This is a genomic window from Hippea maritima DSM 10411 (assembly GCF_000194135.1).
Taxonomy (GTDB): Bacteria; Campylobacterota_A; Desulfurellia; order Desulfurellales; family Hippeaceae; genus Hippea; species Hippea maritima.
In genome coordinates this window covers 1,315,984-1,331,847 of sequence record NC_015318.1, presented here as the reverse complement: position 1 = coordinate 1,331,847, position 15,864 = coordinate 1,315,984, and the positions used below count along the sequence as shown (strand labels likewise).

Genomic DNA, 15,864 nt, shown 5'->3' with positions numbered 1-15,864 from the left:
AGCGATTAATTGTTTAGTTGGTATGCTTTTGTTTTAAATTATATGCATTGATTTTTTATGTTGGCCTTAAAATAATATCTCGCAGTTGTTATCAGGGCCATACCAATAATACGGTGGGATGCAATTGACGCTGCCATCTGGGCTTGACCCCATAGGTTTTAAACATTGATTTTTAACAGGTGACCACCTATAGCCCTCTTTGCATTTATGCGTTTTGTGTGGTTTGCCCACAACGCAGACGCAGCTTATAATGCCGGCAGTTCGGCTTTTTGGTGCACATACGCCTTCTACTCCACCTGCATCGCACAGCGCCCCAACCGGAGCATTCTGACAACTTTCATCTGAGCCTACAAAGCTACATACGTCCCCAGCGATTACTGCTTTTTGTGCGAAAAACAGCAATATAACCATAATAAGTAAAAATTTACTTACTCTTTTAATCATAAGCTCTCCTTTTTTATCTAGGGGTTGGTTAGGATTAAAAATGGTCGGGGCGAGAGGATTTGAACCTCCGACCACTTGAACCCCATTCAAGTGCGCTATCCAGGCTGCGCTACGCCCCGTTTTTTATTTGCCTGATTATAGGCCAAAAGCCGTTTTTTTTCAAGGTTTTAATAATATTTTTATCTTCTGTTGCAAAACTAAATTCATAATAGGTTTTCTGAGTTGTTCTTTTTTTTAAAATCAATTTGAAGCTGGTTTTTGCCCAGGCTTGCTGATATGCTACAGCTTTCTTTTTATTTACTTTTTTATCTACGCATACATAAAATAAAAGGTTTAGGTTGGTAATTGAATATACCCTATACCCTTTACTTTTTAAAATTTTTGCAAACTTCAAAACATCTGGGTAGCTGTATAGTCCTCCTATATAGACATCGTAAATTGTTTTTGAGTTTTTTTTAAAGCTTTTTGTGGTGTAATGTATTCCTAATTTGTTGAGTAAATTTTGTAATTTGGTCTTGTATGGTGTTTTTATTTTTACCTCGTATATCTGACTTTTGTTTTGTTTTGTTTTGTTGTCAATTTTTTGTTTGGGGGGTAATGGTTTTAGACTTGGAGGTAGCGGTGGTAGGGCTGTGGTTGTTTGATTAGAGAATGAGTTTTTGGGTATATCCTCTAAGGCTATCTCAATCTTAAATAGAGCGCCTTTAAGTGGTTTGAAGTTTACTGCTTTTTTGGTTTGAACTTCTTTTTTAGGTTTTGATTTTTTTTGCTGTAGCGATATCGGTGGCTTTGTTTTAGCTTCTTTTTTTCCTGGTTTTTCCACTTTTAGAGTTACTTTTTCTGGTTGTTTATTTGTAGTTTTGATTAATTTAAAGATATAATATGCCGCAGGGGCCAAAAGAATAAGTATGCTTAATCCTACAGCTGCAATAAATGCTTTCTGTCTGTTTTTTATGGATTTTGGTAAATCTATCTCTATAGGTAGTTGGTTTTTTATTAAGTTTAGCCTTATCATTGGTATATGGCTTTTACAGAAGGTCTTTCTAATAATTCAATTATATTTTCTGCTAACCCTTTGAGCAGTTTTCCTGCTGTACTGGGTTTTCTGTTGAAACTGTAGAGTTTTATTTTTTTTATTTTGGTCAATCTTTTTATGTATTTCTTTGCATCTTTAAGGCCACCTGTTGAGTCTACAAGGCCTATTTTTAGGGCTAGTCTACCGCTAAATATACTGCCATTTGCGTATCTTTTTAGCTTTTGTGATTCCATATTGCGCCCTCTTGCTACATCGTCTAAAAATTGATTGTATATGTCATTAACCACATTGTTTATCATCTCTTCGTCTTCTTTTGTGGGCTCTCTGAATGGGTTACCAGCATCTTTCAACTTTCCGCTTTTTACAACAAAAGCCTTAACCCCTAAGCGTTTTGATAGTTTGGCAACGTTCAGTGTCTCGAATAATACGCCTATACTGCCTATTATAGATGCGGGATAGGATACAATTTTATTTGATGCTGATGCTGCATAGTAGGCTCCACTTGCACCTATTGTTTCTATAAGGCAAACAACAGGTTTTGTTTTTGATAAGTCTTTGATGGCAAAATATAAACGTTGACTTGATACAGCTTCCCCGCCAGGTGAATCTATTTTCAATAATACTGCTTTTATATTAGATTCTCTTTTTATCTTATTTAATGCCCTGATCCAGTTATCTGTCTTCTTTTGGTTTATGACGCCGTTTATAGATAAAACAGCCACATTCGGTACATTGAAAGCAAAATAAACCATACTTACTATAAATACAATTATGGTTAATAAAACAACGGCTAAAGTAGCCTTTTTTATCATCAAATTTTTATGCTATTCGTTTATAAAGCTTGATATCAATCTTTTTTTGTCTTTGTCTATTCTTATAATTCTTATCTTTACCGTTTCATCAATTTGAGGTTGAATGTTATTGAATTCACTCTTTGGAACTAAACTTTCTACCCCTTTTTCTATTTTAACAAAAGCCCCAAACGGTTTTACGCTAACTACCCTTGCCTCGATTTCGTCGCCCACACTGTATTTTTTGTCTATATCTTCCCAAGGATCTTTGGTAAGTTGTTTAAGCCCTAAGGCTATTCTTTCTTTTTCTTTGTCTATATTCAAAACCTTGGCCTTTATAGTATCTTTAAGATTTATTTGCGGTTTGTCTTCTTTGTCCCATGATAGGTCGTTTTCATGGATTAAACCCTCAACACCCTCTTGTAGCTTTACAAAAATACCAAAATCCTTTATACCTGTTACTACACCCTCAACTATGTCGCCCGGCTTGTAATTTTCCTCTATGTTATCCCATGGATATGGCTTTGTTTGTTTTATTGAAAGTGACATACGTCTGTTCTCTTTGTCTATATTTGTTATCTTTACATCAACCTCATCACCAATCTTATAGGTTTCTTCAAACTTTGGTGGGTATTTGTCATAACTTATCTCGCTTTTGTGTACAAGCCCTTCTATGCCCTTATCTATCTCTACAAATAAACCATAGTCAACTATGTTTACTATTTTACCTTTTACCATATTACCCACGCTAAACTTTTCTTCTATGTTTTTCCAGGGGTCTTCGGATAACTGTTTCATGCCCAGATATATCTTTTTTTTGCCCTCATTTTCCTCTATCTTTATTATCTTTACCTCAACCTCATCATCTAAATTTACAAGCTCAGATGGATGGGATACCCTGCTGTATGACATATCCGTAATATGAACAAGACCGTCAACCCCACCTAAATCCACAAATACGCCATAATCTGTTATATTCTTTACCCTGCCCTTTAAAATAGCACCTTCTTTTATCTTTTCCCACAATTCCTGTTGCCTTTGTCTTTCTTCTTCTTCAAGTAGTACTTTTCTGGAAAGAACGGCGTTTCTCTTACTTTCGTTTATATTTACAACTTTAAACTCAAATTCTTTACCAACATATGAAGGATAGTTCTTTATAGGTTTTAACTCCACTTGAGAACCAGGCAAAAATGCTAAAAATCCATCTATTTTTACAGTAAATCCACCATTTACTACACTGTTAATCTTGCCTTTGATGGTTTTTCCTTCTTTATAAGCCTGTTTTACCTTATTCCATCCTTTGATTCTGTCTGCTGCAGCCTTTGATAATATTTCAAAACCATCCGGATCTGTTCTATTGAAAAAGACAGCCTCGATTTCATCTCCTACTTTAACGTTTAAGTTGCCATCATCATCCATAAATTCCCTGGCTTTTATTATGCCCTCTGATTTGTAACCTATATCAACGAAGACATCATCTCCTCTTACATCTATTACCTTTCCTTTTACTATGTCTCCACTTCCAAAATTTTTAAATACATCATCATAATTAGGTGTGATTTGTGTATCCTTTTCCGCGTTTGACATAATACCAACCCCCTTCTTTTCCAATTTTTAAGCATTATAACTATAGCTTAAGTTTGTGTCAATAAATAAGCTTGACACCTTTGTTAGTAAAACTTAAAATTTTGCTATGATTGATTTGCATACGCATACGTTGTTCAGCGATGGAGAGCTTATACCTTCAGAGCTTGCAAGAAGGGCTAAAGATATAGGATACCGTGCCATAGCATTTACTGACCATGTCGATTTCTCTAATATGGAATTTGTTATTGAAAATGTGAAAAAGGCTGTAGCAGGCCTTGAAAAATACTTTGGATTGTATGTGTTTTACGGTGTTGAAATAACTCATGTTCCTCCCGAATTAATAAAAGATGCTGTTCTAAAAGCAAAAGAGTTGTCTGCCCAGGTGGTGGTTGTACACGGCGAAAGTCCTGTTGAGCCTGTAGCTAAGGGTACAAATTTGGCTGCTATAGAAGCAGGCTGTGACATACTTGCCCATCCCGGGCTTATAAATTTAAAAGAGGCAGAACTTGCGGCTGAAAAAGGCGTTTATTTGGAAATTAGCGCCCGAAGTGGTCATAGTTTTACAAATGGGCATGTTTTTAGGATGGCCAGGTCAGCAGGGGCTAAGTATATGCTTAATACGGACACCCACTCACCCCACAATTTGATAACCAAAGAGTTTGCAGGTGTTGTTCTTAAAGGGTGCGGCATGAATGATGATGAAGTCTCTGAAGCGTTTTTGAACAGCGAGGAGATGTTGGAAAAACTACTAAAAAGGAGATATAATGAGAAAAATAGTTAGTTTTATTTTAGTATTAATTGCGTTTGCTTTATCTTCGTGTTCAAGCTCCAATAAGTTTGTTTTGAAGGTTGAGGAACATAAGCAACTAAGTCAGTCTCTTGCACCCCCAATTGATTACGAAAGTGTGGCTGATGTAGATAATGTGGGGTATAAAGCTTATTTAACAAGTCATGACGGTTTTCTTTATATAGGAAATTTGGATGGTGAAGTTTATGAAATAGACCCAAAGAAAGAAACAAAGAGACTTGTTGTTGAATTTGAAGATGAACCTGTAGAGGTTGCTTTGGGTGTAGAGGGTAGCTATCTGTTTGTTGGTACGAATAAGGGTGGGCTATATAAAGTTGATTTAAAGACAGGCAAGGTTTTAGCTAAGAGGCAATTTGATTTTCCTGTAGTTGGCAGGATATATACAAAATCAGATAAAGTGTATGTGACTGTTGAGAATGATACAGTCTACTGCTTGAGCGATAATGATTTAAGCACTGTATGGAAATATACACATGGTGAGTTCAATATGCTTGATATTAGAGGTTTCTCGGGTATTTTGTTTGGTGATGATGGATTGTATGTAGGTTTTGATGATGGTAGTGTGGATAAAATCTCTTATAAAGGTGATCAAATTTGGGAAGCCCAGGTTGGGGAAGGCAACATGTTTATAGATAGCGATACAACCCCTGTATCTTCAGGGGGTAAAATTTATATAACAACTACCAATGGTTATACAGAGGCTGTAAGCCGTGAAGATGGGTCTATTGTTTGGAAAAGAAAGATTTCCACATATTCAAATATACAGCAGAGTATATTTGGTCTTTATTTAGCCGATGAGGAAGGTAACCTGTATTGCTTAGATAAAAGCGGCGGTGAGACGATATGGAAGACAAAGCTCACCGACGAGGGTAATATTTATAGTTTAAAGGTTATAGGTAGGGTTGTTTTTGCTTTAACACAACAAGGTAAGCTTATAGCTTTAGATTACTTAAATGGCAAGGTTTTGGATATAAAGGATTTAGGTGATGAGTTTAGTAGTGGCATGCTTTACTGCTGTGATAGGCTGTTTGTTGTTTCACGAGATGGCGAAATCTATTCTATTTTTTCTAAGTAGATAATTCTTATGGATAACGATAAACAGCAGCTCAAGGGTTTTAATAACTTTTCAAAATTCCTTATCATTTATATTCTAATCGCTTTTTTTATGTTTTATATGTATCAATATTACTCAGGACAACAGAGTGTTGAAATATCGTACTCGCAATTTAAAGAACTTGTAGGCAAAAATAAGGTTAAGAGCTGTGCTATCTCGGAAAAATACATAAAAGGCATTTATATAGATAAAGATGGAAAGAAGAAAAGGTTTATCACTGTTGTTGTTAATGACCCTAACCTGGTTAAAGATTTAGAAACCCATGGTGTTGATTTTTCCGGTAAAGTAACAAATACATGGTTAACCAACCTTATCTTTGGCTGGATCTTGCCCTTTGGTTTTCTATTTTTTATATGGTGGCTAATGACGAAGAAAATGAGGGGCACAAGTGGTGGATTGTTTGGCTTTGGAAAGGGCCGGTTTAAGGTTTACCTAAACGAAAAACCTGATGTTAAGTTCTCTGATGTTGCCGGAGCTGATGAGGCAAAACAGGAGATTCAGGAAATTGTTGAATACTTAAGGGACCCTCAAAAGTACCAAAGACTCGGCGGCAGAGCCCCCAAAGGCGTTTTATTAGTTGGCGTGCCCGGTGTCGGAAAGACGCTATTTGCAAAAGCTACTGCGGGTGAAGCTGGAGTTCCGTTTATAAGTATAAGTGGGTCTGAGTTTATAGAAATGTTTGTTGGTGTTGGTGCAAGCAGAGTTAGGGATTTATTTAACGAAGCCAAAAAGCTATCACCATGTATTGTATTTATAGATGAAATAGATGCCATAGGAAAAAGTAGAGCTCTTAATTCTTTAACAAGTAACGATGAAAGAGAACAAACCCTTAATCAATTGCTTGCCGAGATGGACGGTTTTGATTCATCTAAAGGTGTTATAATTATGGCTGCCACTAACAGACCTGAGGTTTTGGATCCTGCCCTTCTAAGACCCGGGAGGTTTGATAGGCAGATAATTGTAGATAAGCCCGATGTAAGGGGTAGGGAGGCGATATTCAAGGTTCATATTAAAAAAATAAAAATAAGCCCAGATGTTGATATTAAAAAGCTTGCCCAAATGACGCCTGGACTTGTTGGTGCTGATATTGCTAATATAGTTAACGAGGCTGCACTGTTGGCGGCGCGTGAGAACAAAGATGCGGTATATATGGAACATTTTGAAGAAGCTATAGAGAGACAAATTGCGGGCCTAAAGAAGAAAAATAAGGTAATCTCTGAGGATGAAAAGAAACGTGTTGCATACCATGAATCTGGCCATGCCATCTGTGCCTATTTATTACCCGGCGCAGACCCTGTCCATAAGATATCAATTATACCCAGAGGTCTTTCTGCACTGGGTTATACACAGCAGTTGCCTGTTGATGATAAATATCTTTTAACCAAAGAGGAAATGTTGGATAAGGTTATAACACTTCTTGGCGGTAGAGCGGCCGAGGAGATAGTCTTTGGGAGTATATCCACAGGTGCGCAGAATGACTTAACAAGGGCAACGGATATCGTAAGGGCTCTTGTTACCCAATTTGGCATGGATGAAAAAGTTGGGCTTGTTGTTATAGAAGAGCGTTCAGGTGGTAAATTCCTAACAAGCGAAGGTATAGTAACTCAAGAAAATAAAGTCAGCGAAAAGACAAAGGAATTGGTTGATGAAGAGGTTTCGAAAATGATGGGTGAGTGTTATGCTAAGGCAAAAGCGATGCTTATATCTCGCAGGGATAAGCTTGAAAAACTCGCCTCAGAGTTGTTGAAAAAAGAGGTAATAAACGAAGAAGAATTAAAAGATATAATGGAGGATGAGAATGAAGATTGAAAATATATTAGCATGTGTTGATTCAAGTGATTACGGCGTTAGTGTAATGAGGTTTTCCTCTTATTTTGCAAAAATATTGAAATCAAAACTGACGGGCTTGCATGTTATTGATATTGTACAACTTGAAGGTCCTTTTATGTATGATATAAGCGGTGCTTTAGGGCTTGAACCGTTTATCGATTTTTCATCCAAAGTTAGGGATGTTTTGAGGCAAAAGGGTGAGAATATATTAAGCGCATTTGAAGGTATAGCAAAAGAGTATGGTATAGACTTTAAAAAGGCGATGGATTTTGGTGTTGTTCCTAATGTAATAGTAGATTTTGCAAAAGATCATGATTTAATTTTTATGGGGAAAAAAGGTGTTAATGAGCAATATGAAAGGGGTATTTTGGGTATCGTTGCAGAAACAGTTATAAGAAGAATAGAAAAGCCTCTTTTTGTTGCCCCTAAGCATTTTTACACATTCAAAGAGATTATAGCTTGTGTAGACTCCAGAGAGCCCTCCATGAGGGCGTATAGTATGGCAAAGGAGCTCTCAAAACTCTTTGGGGTTAAGTTGAGTTGTGTTTATGTAAAAGGAAAGGCACCAACCCCACAGATAGATGGTGTGGAGGTTGTAGAGGGTGATACTGTTGCTGATAGTTTAGAGGAATTTATAAACCAAAGAGAAAGACCTCTTGTTTGTATTGGGGCTTATGCAAAGTCGAAGTTGCTCGAGATGGTTTTAGGAAGTACAACTGAGGCTCTGTTAAGAAAAGATGAAGATAATGCGTTTTTAGTGGTTAGATAGGCATGAAGGATATACAAAAAGAGTTTTTAGAAAATAGAAATAAGAATAAAGATCTGTGGCGGCTTTTCAAGGTCTTATCGGATTTTACCGATGCTTTTGAAGAGCTTGATGATATAGGTTTAGCTGTTGCTGTCTTTGGCAGCGCAAGGGTCAAAGAGGATGACTTTTACTATAAAAAGGCATATGAAATAGCGAGACGGTTTGCCCAAGAAGGTTATGCTATAATTACCGGTGGAGGTCCTGGCATTATGGAAGCCGCCAATAAGGGTGCTCATGATATTGGCGGTGTTTCTGTAGGTTTGAATATAGAACTCCCTCATGAACAGATGCTTAATCCGTATGTAAATATCCCTCTTGATTTTAGATATTTTTTCACGCGCAAGGTTACATTTATGAAGTACGCGGTTTCTTTTGTTGTTATGCCAGGTGGGTATGGTACTATGGATGAGCTTTTTGAGAGTTTGGTTCTGATACAAACGGATAAGATAGGCAGATTCCCTGTTGTACTGTTCGGTAGCGAGTTTTGGAATAAGGTTGTCGATCTTGTTAGTTTTTTAGCTGATAGGGGATATATATCAAAAACGGACTTGAGCCTGTTTAAGATAACCGATAGCGTGGAAGAGGCTGTCTCGTACGTTATAGATAAAACCCGATATATAGACACTTTAGGCTAAATTTGACAAGAAAATCCTAAAGTATTATGATTGGGCAAATAAAAAAGTTTAGTTGGAGGTTGTAAGATGTCCCACGGTCACGGAAATGAGCATAGAAGGTTAATGGGTTTCTATAACGCTGCTAAATGGGCGATGGAAGGTAGATGCTACCTGGATGTCTATGCCGATGATTTGAATGAAGAGGAAGAAGAGCAACTAAGAAGGCATCTTGAGGATTTGGGTATAAATTTTGATGTTAGTGAAAAAGGTATAGTTAAGGGTTATTTTGAGGGAACATATGATAAGGTTTTTCCCGTTATGAGACAGCTTTTGAAAGAGGGATGGAGCTGGTAGTTACTTGAAAAAGCTTGTTATTTTATTAAATTAATGAGAGCGGAGTGAGCTGGATGGCCGCCGAGCCAATAAGTATTGGCTTGGAGGAAAGTCCGGGCTCCATCAGGGTCAAGGTGCCACTCGAAAGGGTGGTTGGGGTAACCCAAAGGAAAGTGTCACAGAGAAGAAACCGCCCTGCACCTATCTTTTTTCTAATACAATTCTTTTCAAAAGAGAAAAGGATTGTTTATTAGATATCTGCTTTATAAATTTTAGCAGAAATAAAAAGATGGGTGCAGGGTAAGGCTGAAACGGTGGTGTAAGAGACCACCGCAGTGGGTAGTAATATTCACTGGCACGGCAAACCCCACCTCGGAGCAAGACCAAATAGGAGAACCTAACGGGGTGACCCTGCCCATCAAATCTTTGTATTTGAGGGTTCTCGGGTAGGTCGCATAGATAAATGGCCATCCAACCTGTGAAGGCAGGTGGACAAAACCCGGCTTATAGGCTCACTCCGCTTTTTATTTTTATTCCGGTTTTTGATATGCTATTGCCATCTTAAAATGGCAAAGTTTGAAGCTGGTGTTAAGGCGGGATATAGATTCTGTGGCCCCTAAAAATAGATAACCACCTGGATTCAATATATCGTTGTAAAATATGTTTATTACCTGCTGGCGGGATTTGGCATCGAAGTAAATCAAAACATTGCGGCAAAATATCACATCCATCTTGCCGACCTTTCTTCCCAATGTTGGATCCATGAGGTTTATATTCTTAAAAACGACCTTTCTTTTTACAAAATCTTTTATCTTGTATTTGCCAAAACCGGCGTTATCAAAGTATTTCTTCTTTAGATCCGCCGATAGCTCCTTTACCGAATACTCTCCATAAATGCCGTCTTTGGCCTTTTGAAGAACCTCATTTGATATGTCACTCGCCAGTATCCTTGCAGGTATGTTTTGTCCATATTTTTCCATTAGAGCTATAACTAAAGTGTAAGGTTCCTCGCCGGTTGAGCATGCCGCACTCCAGACGTTTATTGAGCGTTTTTTCTTAAGCAACTCAGGAACTATTACATCTCTAAAAGCTTCTATCTGTCTTATGTGGCGAAAGAAGTATGTCTCGTTTATCGTTATGGCATCGAATAGGGGTGCTAATTCCTGCGAGCCCTTCGGTGATTTTAGATATTGCAGATATTCCTCAAACGTATTTAAACCTAATTCCTTTAGCCTCTTGTTTAGTCTGTTTGTCAAAAGGTATTCCTTGGATTTCTCAAAAAATATACCCGATTTTTTATATATAAAGTCTCTAATTTCTTCAAAAGTTTTGGGGTTCATTTTTTCCGACACTTTTTATGACTCCTCAAAGTAAAGTTGTTTTGCGTTATCTATCTCCTCGTACAGCTTAAAAGTGAAATAAGCAAGGTCAAACTCTTCCTTAAGGTTTGCCTCTTGTATGAGGAATTGCCATCCATCGTCTTCTTCCAGTGTAAATTTTGCATAGTTTCCACCAAAACCAATACCCTCAGAGTATGTAAGAAGGTCAGCCACATGAACGGCTGACACCAAAAGCTTGTTGTGTGCATTTAGTGGGCTGTGGTGGTTTTCTGCTATATCTATTATTTCTTCGGGCAAACCCCAAATGGATAACAACTTAGCGCCGAGCATAGAGTGGTTAACGCCGTAGAGCTCCATCTCAGATTCTATAAAAGATATGCCTTTATTGTATGCGTTTTCTAAAATTAGGTCTAAGCATTCTGGCGCATACAAATCAAGTAAAACTTTACCAATATCGTGTATAACGCCACCACTGAACTCAGCGGAGGAGAAGTTTAAGTTTAATATGTTGCTTATTATTTTTGCCGTTACACCACAACCGAATGAGTGCTCCAAAAACTTATCCCTGTTGAATTTTTTATGTAGAGGCAGTTTTCTGACACTGGACAGAATTACTGAAATCATTACTATGTTTTCCACCTGGACAAAACCCAGAAGGTTGATAGCATGATTTAGTGATGTAATTTCCCTTGACAAGCCATAAAGAGATGAATTTGCCATCTTCAATATTTGGCTTACAAGGTTAGGGTCCTTCTTGATTACATCTTCTAAATTTCTCGATGTAGTATCCGGGTCTCTTGTCAGCTTTATAACCTCGAATGCTATAGCCGGGAAGGCCGGTAAGTCTTCAATCTTACCTAAATTATTATAAAGTTCCTCAATTTTATTCATATTAAAAGTCTATCTATGAAAAAAAATTAGTCAAGTTTTTTGTTGAGCTTGCCCGTGCAAAAACGAGACAGTTAAAAATGCTTTATTTTTGTTAAATTTGTTTAAAAACTCAGATAAATTTGATAAACTTTCATTTATGAAGGAACTTTATGATGTGCTTTTTCATAAAGGTGAGCTTTTAGTTGAACAAGGAGAATGCGAAAAGGCTATAGTTTATTTTCTAAATGCTGTAAAAGAGAATCCTTCCTTTGAAGATGCCTATATAGAGATAGGGTATTGTTATGCCCAGTTGGATAACTTTGACGATGCTGAGGATTATTGCAACAAGGCCATAGAAATAAACCCCAATAACTTAGAGGCTTACAATACACTTGCCATGATTTATCATAAGTTTGGTTTTTTTGAAGATGAAATAGAAGCTTTAAACGAAATAATAATTAGGCTTGATGAACCAGATGCTAGTATCTATCTAAATATAGGCAATGCTTATTATGAGTTAGGCGAGAATGATAGAGCCATAGAATTTTACGATATGGCTATAGGCATGGAGCCTGATTTTGCCGAGGCTTATGCCAATATGGGCAATGCATACATGGCAAAAGATGAGTACATAAAAGCTACTGAAGCATATAAGCAAGCCTTGCAGATAGATCCTAATATGTCAGATGTCTATTTAAATCTGGGTATAGTTTATGGTGAATTGGGTAGTTACGATGAGGCAGTTAAATACTTTGAGCAATCTATAAGAATAAACCCTTACAATCCTTCGGCCCATTACAATTTGGGTATTATATGGGTTATGCTTAACGAGAAAGAAAAAGCTCTAAATGAGTATGAAAGGCTTAAAAATCTTAATAAGGATTTGGCTTTAAGCCTGGTTCAGCTGATAGATAAAGAGAGTTATAAATTTAGACAGTAAACTTATTTAGCAAGATAGATAAACAAAAGGCCAAAAAAGAAAAAATATCCCACAAAGAGAAACTTAATTAAAAATCGTTTATCTTCCGGATAGTGGGTTATGTATATCCTGTAAGCTATCAAATTTGCTAGTGATCCTATTAGGTTTCCATAACCACCTATACTAACGCCCCACAAAAGCCTTTGCCAATCATTTGTGAAATCCGAAAGAAACAAAGCAGTTGGCACATTACTTATAAGTTGACTCAAAAAGGCAGAGAATATCACTACACTTTCTTTGAGTTGTGAAGATATATTTATCAGGTGCCTTAGATTGTCGGTTAAGCCAAAAAACATAAAGAATATACCTATAAGAAAATAATCTATCTTCAGTGACTTTCTGTCGAATATTAAAGCATATGCAGCTACAGATACACCAAACCAGATAGGGATTAACCTTAGAACAACGCCAAGCATGAGCATAAGAAGAGCCAAGTATATTTTATAATTTCCTTTTGGCGTTATGTCTTTTTGCTCATTTGCTTTTTGATTGCCTACAAAGAGTGATATTAAAATCAGAATGAACAATGAGGTTAATGTAAAAGGCAATATGGTTTTTAAAAAATCAATTAGGCTTGGCTTGTAAAACCAATAGATAAACATATTTTGGGGGTTTCCGGCTGGCAGGATAGCGCTTCCTGCATTTGCCGCTATAGCCTGGAATATAATGAGAAGGTCTTTGTGTTTTATGTTTAGTGTAAGTGTTATAGGCACGAACATTAAAAGGGCTATGTCGTTTGTAAAAAAAATACTCGCTATTGCTGTTAGTAAAACTATTTTGATATGTATAAACTTTCCTCTTATAAGCTTTGATGAGATATAGGTTAAAAAGTTTGATCTTTCAAGCCCCCTTAGGACTACTAAAAATAGTAATAGTATAATAAGTATTTTGAAATCATCAAAACTGTATGATGGAAATCTGTGAAGATATATAGATGTTAAGATAACGCCCACGGTTGAGGATAAAAATAACCACTCTTTTATGAGTCTTTTAAGCCAAAAATTTACCTTAAGCATTTAGCATATTCGAGGCATCTTGTCTGCAACGGGCATTTTAAGCAGTCTTGTTGAGCCGAATTTTGTTTTTAGTATTACATTGCCGGCAGTTTTTTTACTGACTTTGCCGATGATTTTTGCATTGGAGCCTTTGGGGTTTTTCTTAAGGATATCTAAAGCCCTGTCTTGGTCTTTTTTTGATACGACTATAACCATCTTGCCCTCGTTTGCAGAGTAATACGGCTCTATACCTAAGATCTCAGATATTACCCTGACATCCTCCATTACAGGTATCAGCGATTCTTCGATCTCAAAGCCAAAATCCCGTTTGTAGCATAACTCATTTAGGCACATAGCAAGCCCGCCCCTTGTTGGGTCTCGCATGAACTTTATCTCCACATCGGATTCAATAAGTGGGAGTATTAGATCTGTGAGATTTGAAACATCGCTTCTGAGTTCTGTATTCAGATTGAGGTTTTCCCTTTGGTTTAGTATTGCAAAGCCGTGTTCTCCTATGCTTCCGCTGACGATTACCGCATCGCCATCGTTTATGTTATCACCCTTTATAGGCCTTATTATTTTGCCTATGCCTGATGTGTTTATATAAACACCGTCGCACTTTCCGTTTTCCACAACCTTTGTATCACCACAGACTATCTTCACACCAGCATCTTCAGCCTCTTCCTTTATGGATTTTACGATTCTATTTAGCTTATCTATCTCAAAGCCAGCCTCTATGATGAATGCCGTTGATAGGTATAAGGGTTTTGCGCCCACGCATAGAAGGTCGTTTACGGTGCCTGCAACCGAGAGTTTTCCGATATCACCCCCGGCAAAGAACAGTGGTTTTATGGAGTGGGAATCTGTGGTAAAGGCGATGTCTCCTAAAATTGCACTATCCAGACCGCTTTCTGATTTAAACACCTCTTCGATCAGCTCCAGGGTGAGTTTTCCACCAGAACCGTGGTCTAATGTTATCTTTTGGCTCAAATCAAACCTCCATCATACCAGTTTTTGCAGGTTCCCTCATCTGAAACCATGCAAGGGCCTATCGGGTCATGCGGTGTGCACCTCTTTGTAAACAGAGGACAATCCTTTGGCGTTAGATTACCTAATATTATTTCGTTGCATTTACATCCCTTTTGGTGTTCTATGTAATCGTTTGTGTATGTTATATTGAATTGCTTTTTTGCATCAAACTGTCTGTATTTGTCTTTTAATTCATATCCGCTGTTTTCTATCTCGCCCAAACCCCTCCAGATAGAGCTTGTAAGATAGAACACCTCATCAATTGCCTGCTGAGCCCTTTTGTTGCCTTCGTATTCTATAACCCTGGTGTATGCGTTTTCCACCTTTGCTTCTTTGTTGTTTATCTGTTTTACTATCAAGGCTATGGCAAGCAGTATGTCTGCAGCTTCAAAGCCTGCTGCAACAGACGGCAATCCAAATTCATCTGTAAACCTCTCATAGGTTTTTAGGCCTGATATGGTTGAGGCATGGCCGGGAAGGATTAATGCATCCATCGAGATCTTGCCGCTTTTAAGTAGGGCATACACGCCGTTTGGTGTGTATTTGTGCACGCTGTATATATAAAAGTTTTTTGGTATTTCCAAATCCTTTAGGGCTGCTGCGGTTGGTGCTGCTGTTGTTTCAAAACCGCAGGCAAAGAATATGCACGGCTTGTCTGAGTTTTTGGCTATCTCTATGCCATCAAAGATGCTGTAGATCATCTGGATATCTGCACCCATTGAGATGGCTTTTGAGAAGGATAATCTGCTGCCTGGCACCTTTAGCATATCCCCGAATGTCAAAAGCTTGATATTTTCCTTTAACGCAAGTTCTATTATAGCATCTATATCCCTTGAGCTTGTAACACATACAGGACAACCAGGTCCTGCAATAACTGTGATGTTGCCAGGCAATAAATCCCTTAGGCCAAACCTTACGATTGAATTTTCATGTGTGCCGCATATGTGCATAATTTTTATGGTTTTTTTTAGCTTTTCTGCTTCCTTTTTTATGAAGTTGCTTAGTTTTTTTACTATCTCTGGGTCGTTGTAAATATTAAGTTTTATCCTGTCCACCTGCTTCTTCTCCCAATAAGCACTGTTCTATTAGTTTTAGATTCTCCTGGGCTTCTTCTTCCTCTATCTTCTCTATAGCGCAGCCAGCATGAACAATGACATAATCCCCAACCTTTAGATCGTCTATCATGTGGAAGAAGCAGTGGCGCTTAACGCCGCCAGCCTCAACCACACCGTTTAGGCCACCGTCGTATATCTCAACAACCTTCATGGCTATACCAAGGCACATAT

17 protein-coding genes, 1 tRNA gene and 1 other RNA gene are annotated in these 15,864 nt (G+C 37.6%); 8 read left to right on the top strand and 11 right to left on the bottom strand.

The window, feature by feature from the left end; genetic code table 11:
- Positions 1 to 66: 66 nt before the first annotated feature.
- The 5 genes from HIPMA_RS06920 to HIPMA_RS06905 form a co-directional block, all read right to left on the bottom strand.
- Positions 67 to 444 carry a hypothetical protein gene (locus HIPMA_RS06920; RefSeq protein WP_013682329.1) on the bottom strand — a complete coding sequence of 126 codons (378 nt, stop codon included), beginning with the start codon at positions 442 to 444 and terminating at the stop codon, positions 67 to 69.
- 41 nt (positions 445 to 485) lie between these two features.
- Positions 486 to 563 (bottom strand) — tRNA-Pro (locus HIPMA_RS06915).
- Entirely contained in the window at positions 554 to 1,459 is a 906-nt protein-coding gene (locus HIPMA_RS09435; protein ID WP_013682328.1) for a hypothetical protein, read from the bottom strand. Before HIPMA_RS09435 ends, HIPMA_RS06915 begins: the two co-directional genes overlap by 10 nt.
- Positions 1,456 to 2,292 (bottom strand): signal peptide peptidase SppA, encoded by an 837-nt coding sequence (gene sppA / locus HIPMA_RS06910; protein ID WP_013682327.1) that lies wholly within the window; start codon positions 2,290 to 2,292, stop codon positions 1,456 to 1,458. The genes HIPMA_RS09435 and sppA overlap by 4 nt, the downstream gene beginning before the upstream one ends.
- A gap of 12 nt (positions 2,293 to 2,304) precedes the next feature.
- Positions 2,305 to 3,858 (bottom strand): 30S ribosomal protein S1, encoded by a 1,554-nt coding sequence (locus HIPMA_RS06905; RefSeq protein WP_013682326.1) that lies wholly within the window; start codon positions 3,856 to 3,858, stop codon positions 2,305 to 2,307.
- A 106-nt stretch (positions 3,859 to 3,964) separates the two neighbouring features.
- Here HIPMA_RS06905 and HIPMA_RS06900 point away from each other — a divergent pair, with 106 nt between their 5' ends.
- The 7 genes from HIPMA_RS06900 to rnpB all read left to right on the top strand — a co-directional run bounded on the left by HIPMA_RS06900 (position 3,965) and on the right by rnpB (position 9,888).
- Positions 3,965 to 4,639, top strand: a complete 675-nt coding sequence (locus HIPMA_RS06900) for a histidinol phosphate phosphatase domain-containing protein (protein WP_013682325.1) — start codon at positions 3,965 to 3,967, stop codon at positions 4,637 to 4,639.
- On the top strand, positions 4,623 to 5,741 hold the full coding sequence (locus HIPMA_RS06895) for an outer membrane protein assembly factor BamB family protein (protein WP_013682324.1): 1,119 nt from the start codon (positions 4,623 to 4,625) through the stop codon (positions 5,739 to 5,741). Before HIPMA_RS06900 ends, HIPMA_RS06895 begins: the two co-directional genes overlap by 17 nt.
- 9 nt (positions 5,742 to 5,750) lie before the next feature.
- Entirely contained in the window at positions 5,751 to 7,589 is a 1,839-nt protein-coding gene (gene ftsH, locus HIPMA_RS06890) for an ATP-dependent zinc metalloprotease FtsH (protein ID WP_013682323.1), read from the top strand.
- Positions 7,579 to 8,379, top strand: coding sequence for a universal stress protein (locus HIPMA_RS06885; RefSeq protein ID WP_013682322.1), 801 nt, complete (start codon positions 7,579 to 7,581; stop codon positions 8,377 to 8,379). The genes ftsH and HIPMA_RS06885 overlap by 11 nt, the downstream gene beginning before the upstream one ends.
- 2 nt (positions 8,380 to 8,381) lie before the next feature.
- A complete protein-coding gene (locus HIPMA_RS06880) occupies positions 8,382 to 9,053 on the top strand; it encodes an LOG family protein (RefSeq protein WP_013682321.1) in 672 nt (223 codons plus the stop codon).
- A gap of 66 nt (positions 9,054 to 9,119) precedes the next feature.
- On the top strand, positions 9,120 to 9,386 hold the full coding sequence (locus tag HIPMA_RS06875) for a hypothetical protein (protein ID WP_013682320.1): 267 nt from the start codon (positions 9,120 to 9,122) through the stop codon (positions 9,384 to 9,386).
- 41 nt (positions 9,387 to 9,427) lie between these two features.
- Positions 9,428 to 9,888: RNase P RNA component class A (gene rnpB, locus HIPMA_RS09330), an RNA gene on the top strand.
- A gap of 7 nt (positions 9,889 to 9,895) precedes the next feature.
- On the opposite strand, the gene HIPMA_RS06865 is transcribed toward rnpB, so the two are convergent.
- Both HIPMA_RS06865 and HIPMA_RS06860 read right to left on the bottom strand, forming a co-directional pair.
- Positions 9,896 to 10,717 carry a CheR family methyltransferase gene (locus HIPMA_RS06865; RefSeq protein ID WP_013682319.1) on the bottom strand — a complete coding sequence of 274 codons (822 nt, stop codon included), beginning with the start codon at positions 10,715 to 10,717 and terminating at the stop codon, positions 9,896 to 9,898.
- A gap of 3 nt (positions 10,718 to 10,720) precedes the next feature.
- Positions 10,721 to 11,596: an HDOD domain-containing protein gene (locus HIPMA_RS06860; protein ID WP_013682318.1), complete on the bottom strand. Its 876-nt coding sequence runs from the start codon at positions 11,594 to 11,596 to the stop codon at positions 10,721 to 10,723.
- Between the two features lie 136 nt (positions 11,597 to 11,732).
- Here HIPMA_RS06860 and HIPMA_RS06855 point away from each other — a divergent pair, with 136 nt between their 5' ends.
- A complete protein-coding gene (locus HIPMA_RS06855) occupies positions 11,733 to 12,515 on the top strand; it encodes a tetratricopeptide repeat protein (RefSeq protein ID WP_013682317.1) in 783 nt (260 codons plus the stop codon).
- 2 nt (positions 12,516 to 12,517) lie between these two features.
- Here the strand turns inward: HIPMA_RS06855 and HIPMA_RS06850 are convergent, their stop codons facing one another.
- Genes HIPMA_RS06850 through HIPMA_RS06835 form a run of 4 tightly spaced genes read right to left on the bottom strand, consistent with a single transcriptional unit; the run spans position 12,518 to position 15,862 of the window.
- The gene (locus HIPMA_RS06850) at positions 12,518 to 13,570 is read right to left on the bottom strand and encodes an SLC13 family permease (protein WP_013682316.1); all 1,053 of its coding nucleotides are present in this window, start codon (positions 13,568 to 13,570) and stop codon (positions 12,518 to 12,520) included.
- Positions 13,571 to 14,539: a hydrogenase expression/formation protein HypE gene (gene hypE / locus HIPMA_RS06845; protein ID WP_013682315.1), complete on the bottom strand. Its 969-nt coding sequence runs from the start codon at positions 14,537 to 14,539 to the stop codon at positions 13,571 to 13,573.
- Positions 14,536 to 15,633 carry a hydrogenase formation protein HypD gene (gene hypD / locus HIPMA_RS06840; protein WP_013682314.1) on the bottom strand — a complete coding sequence of 366 codons (1,098 nt, stop codon included), beginning with the start codon at positions 15,631 to 15,633 and terminating at the stop codon, positions 14,536 to 14,538. The genes hypE and hypD overlap by 4 nt, the downstream gene beginning before the upstream one ends.
- Entirely contained in the window at positions 15,614 to 15,862 is a 249-nt protein-coding gene (locus tag HIPMA_RS06835) for a HypC/HybG/HupF family hydrogenase formation chaperone (RefSeq protein WP_013682313.1), read from the bottom strand. Before HIPMA_RS06835 ends, hypD begins: the two co-directional genes overlap by 20 nt.
- Between the last annotated feature and the right edge of the window lie 2 nt (positions 15,863 to 15,864).

Coding starts and splice junctions, on each gene's coding strand:
- HIPMA_RS06920 (WP_013682329.1), bottom strand. CDS start 444: ATGATTAAAAGAGTAAGTAAATTTTTACTTATTATGGTTATATTGCTG.
- HIPMA_RS09435 (WP_013682328.1), bottom strand. CDS start 1,459: ATGATAAGGCTAAACTTAATAAAAAACCAACTACCTATAGAGATAGAT.
- sppA (WP_013682327.1), bottom strand. CDS start 2,292: ATGATAAAAAAGGCTACTTTAGCCGTTGTTTTATTAACCATAATTGTA.
- HIPMA_RS06905 (WP_013682326.1), bottom strand. CDS start 3,858: ATGTCAAACGCGGAAAAGGATACACAAATCACACCTAATTATGATGAT.
- HIPMA_RS06900 (WP_013682325.1), top strand. CDS start 3,965: ATGATTGATTTGCATACGCATACGTTGTTCAGCGATGGAGAGCTTATA.
- HIPMA_RS06895 (WP_013682324.1), top strand. CDS start 4,623: ATGAGAAAAATAGTTAGTTTTATTTTAGTATTAATTGCGTTTGCTTTA.
- ftsH (WP_013682323.1), top strand. CDS start 5,751: ATGGATAACGATAAACAGCAGCTCAAGGGTTTTAATAACTTTTCAAAA.
- HIPMA_RS06885 (WP_013682322.1), top strand. CDS start 7,579: ATGAAGATTGAAAATATATTAGCATGTGTTGATTCAAGTGATTACGGC.
- HIPMA_RS06880 (WP_013682321.1), top strand. CDS start 8,382: ATGAAGGATATACAAAAAGAGTTTTTAGAAAATAGAAATAAGAATAAA.
- HIPMA_RS06875 (WP_013682320.1), top strand. CDS start 9,120: ATGTCCCACGGTCACGGAAATGAGCATAGAAGGTTAATGGGTTTCTAT.
- HIPMA_RS06860 (WP_013682318.1), bottom strand. CDS start 11,596: ATGAATAAAATTGAGGAACTTTATAATAATTTAGGTAAGATTGAAGAC.
- HIPMA_RS06855 (WP_013682317.1), top strand. CDS start 11,733: ATGAAGGAACTTTATGATGTGCTTTTTCATAAAGGTGAGCTTTTAGTT.
- HIPMA_RS06850 (WP_013682316.1), bottom strand. CDS start 13,570: ATGCTTAAGGTAAATTTTTGGCTTAAAAGACTCATAAAAGAGTGGTTA.
- HIPMA_RS06835 (WP_013682313.1), bottom strand. CDS start 15,862: ATGTGCCTTGGTATAGCCATGAAGGTTGTTGAGATATACGACGGTGGC.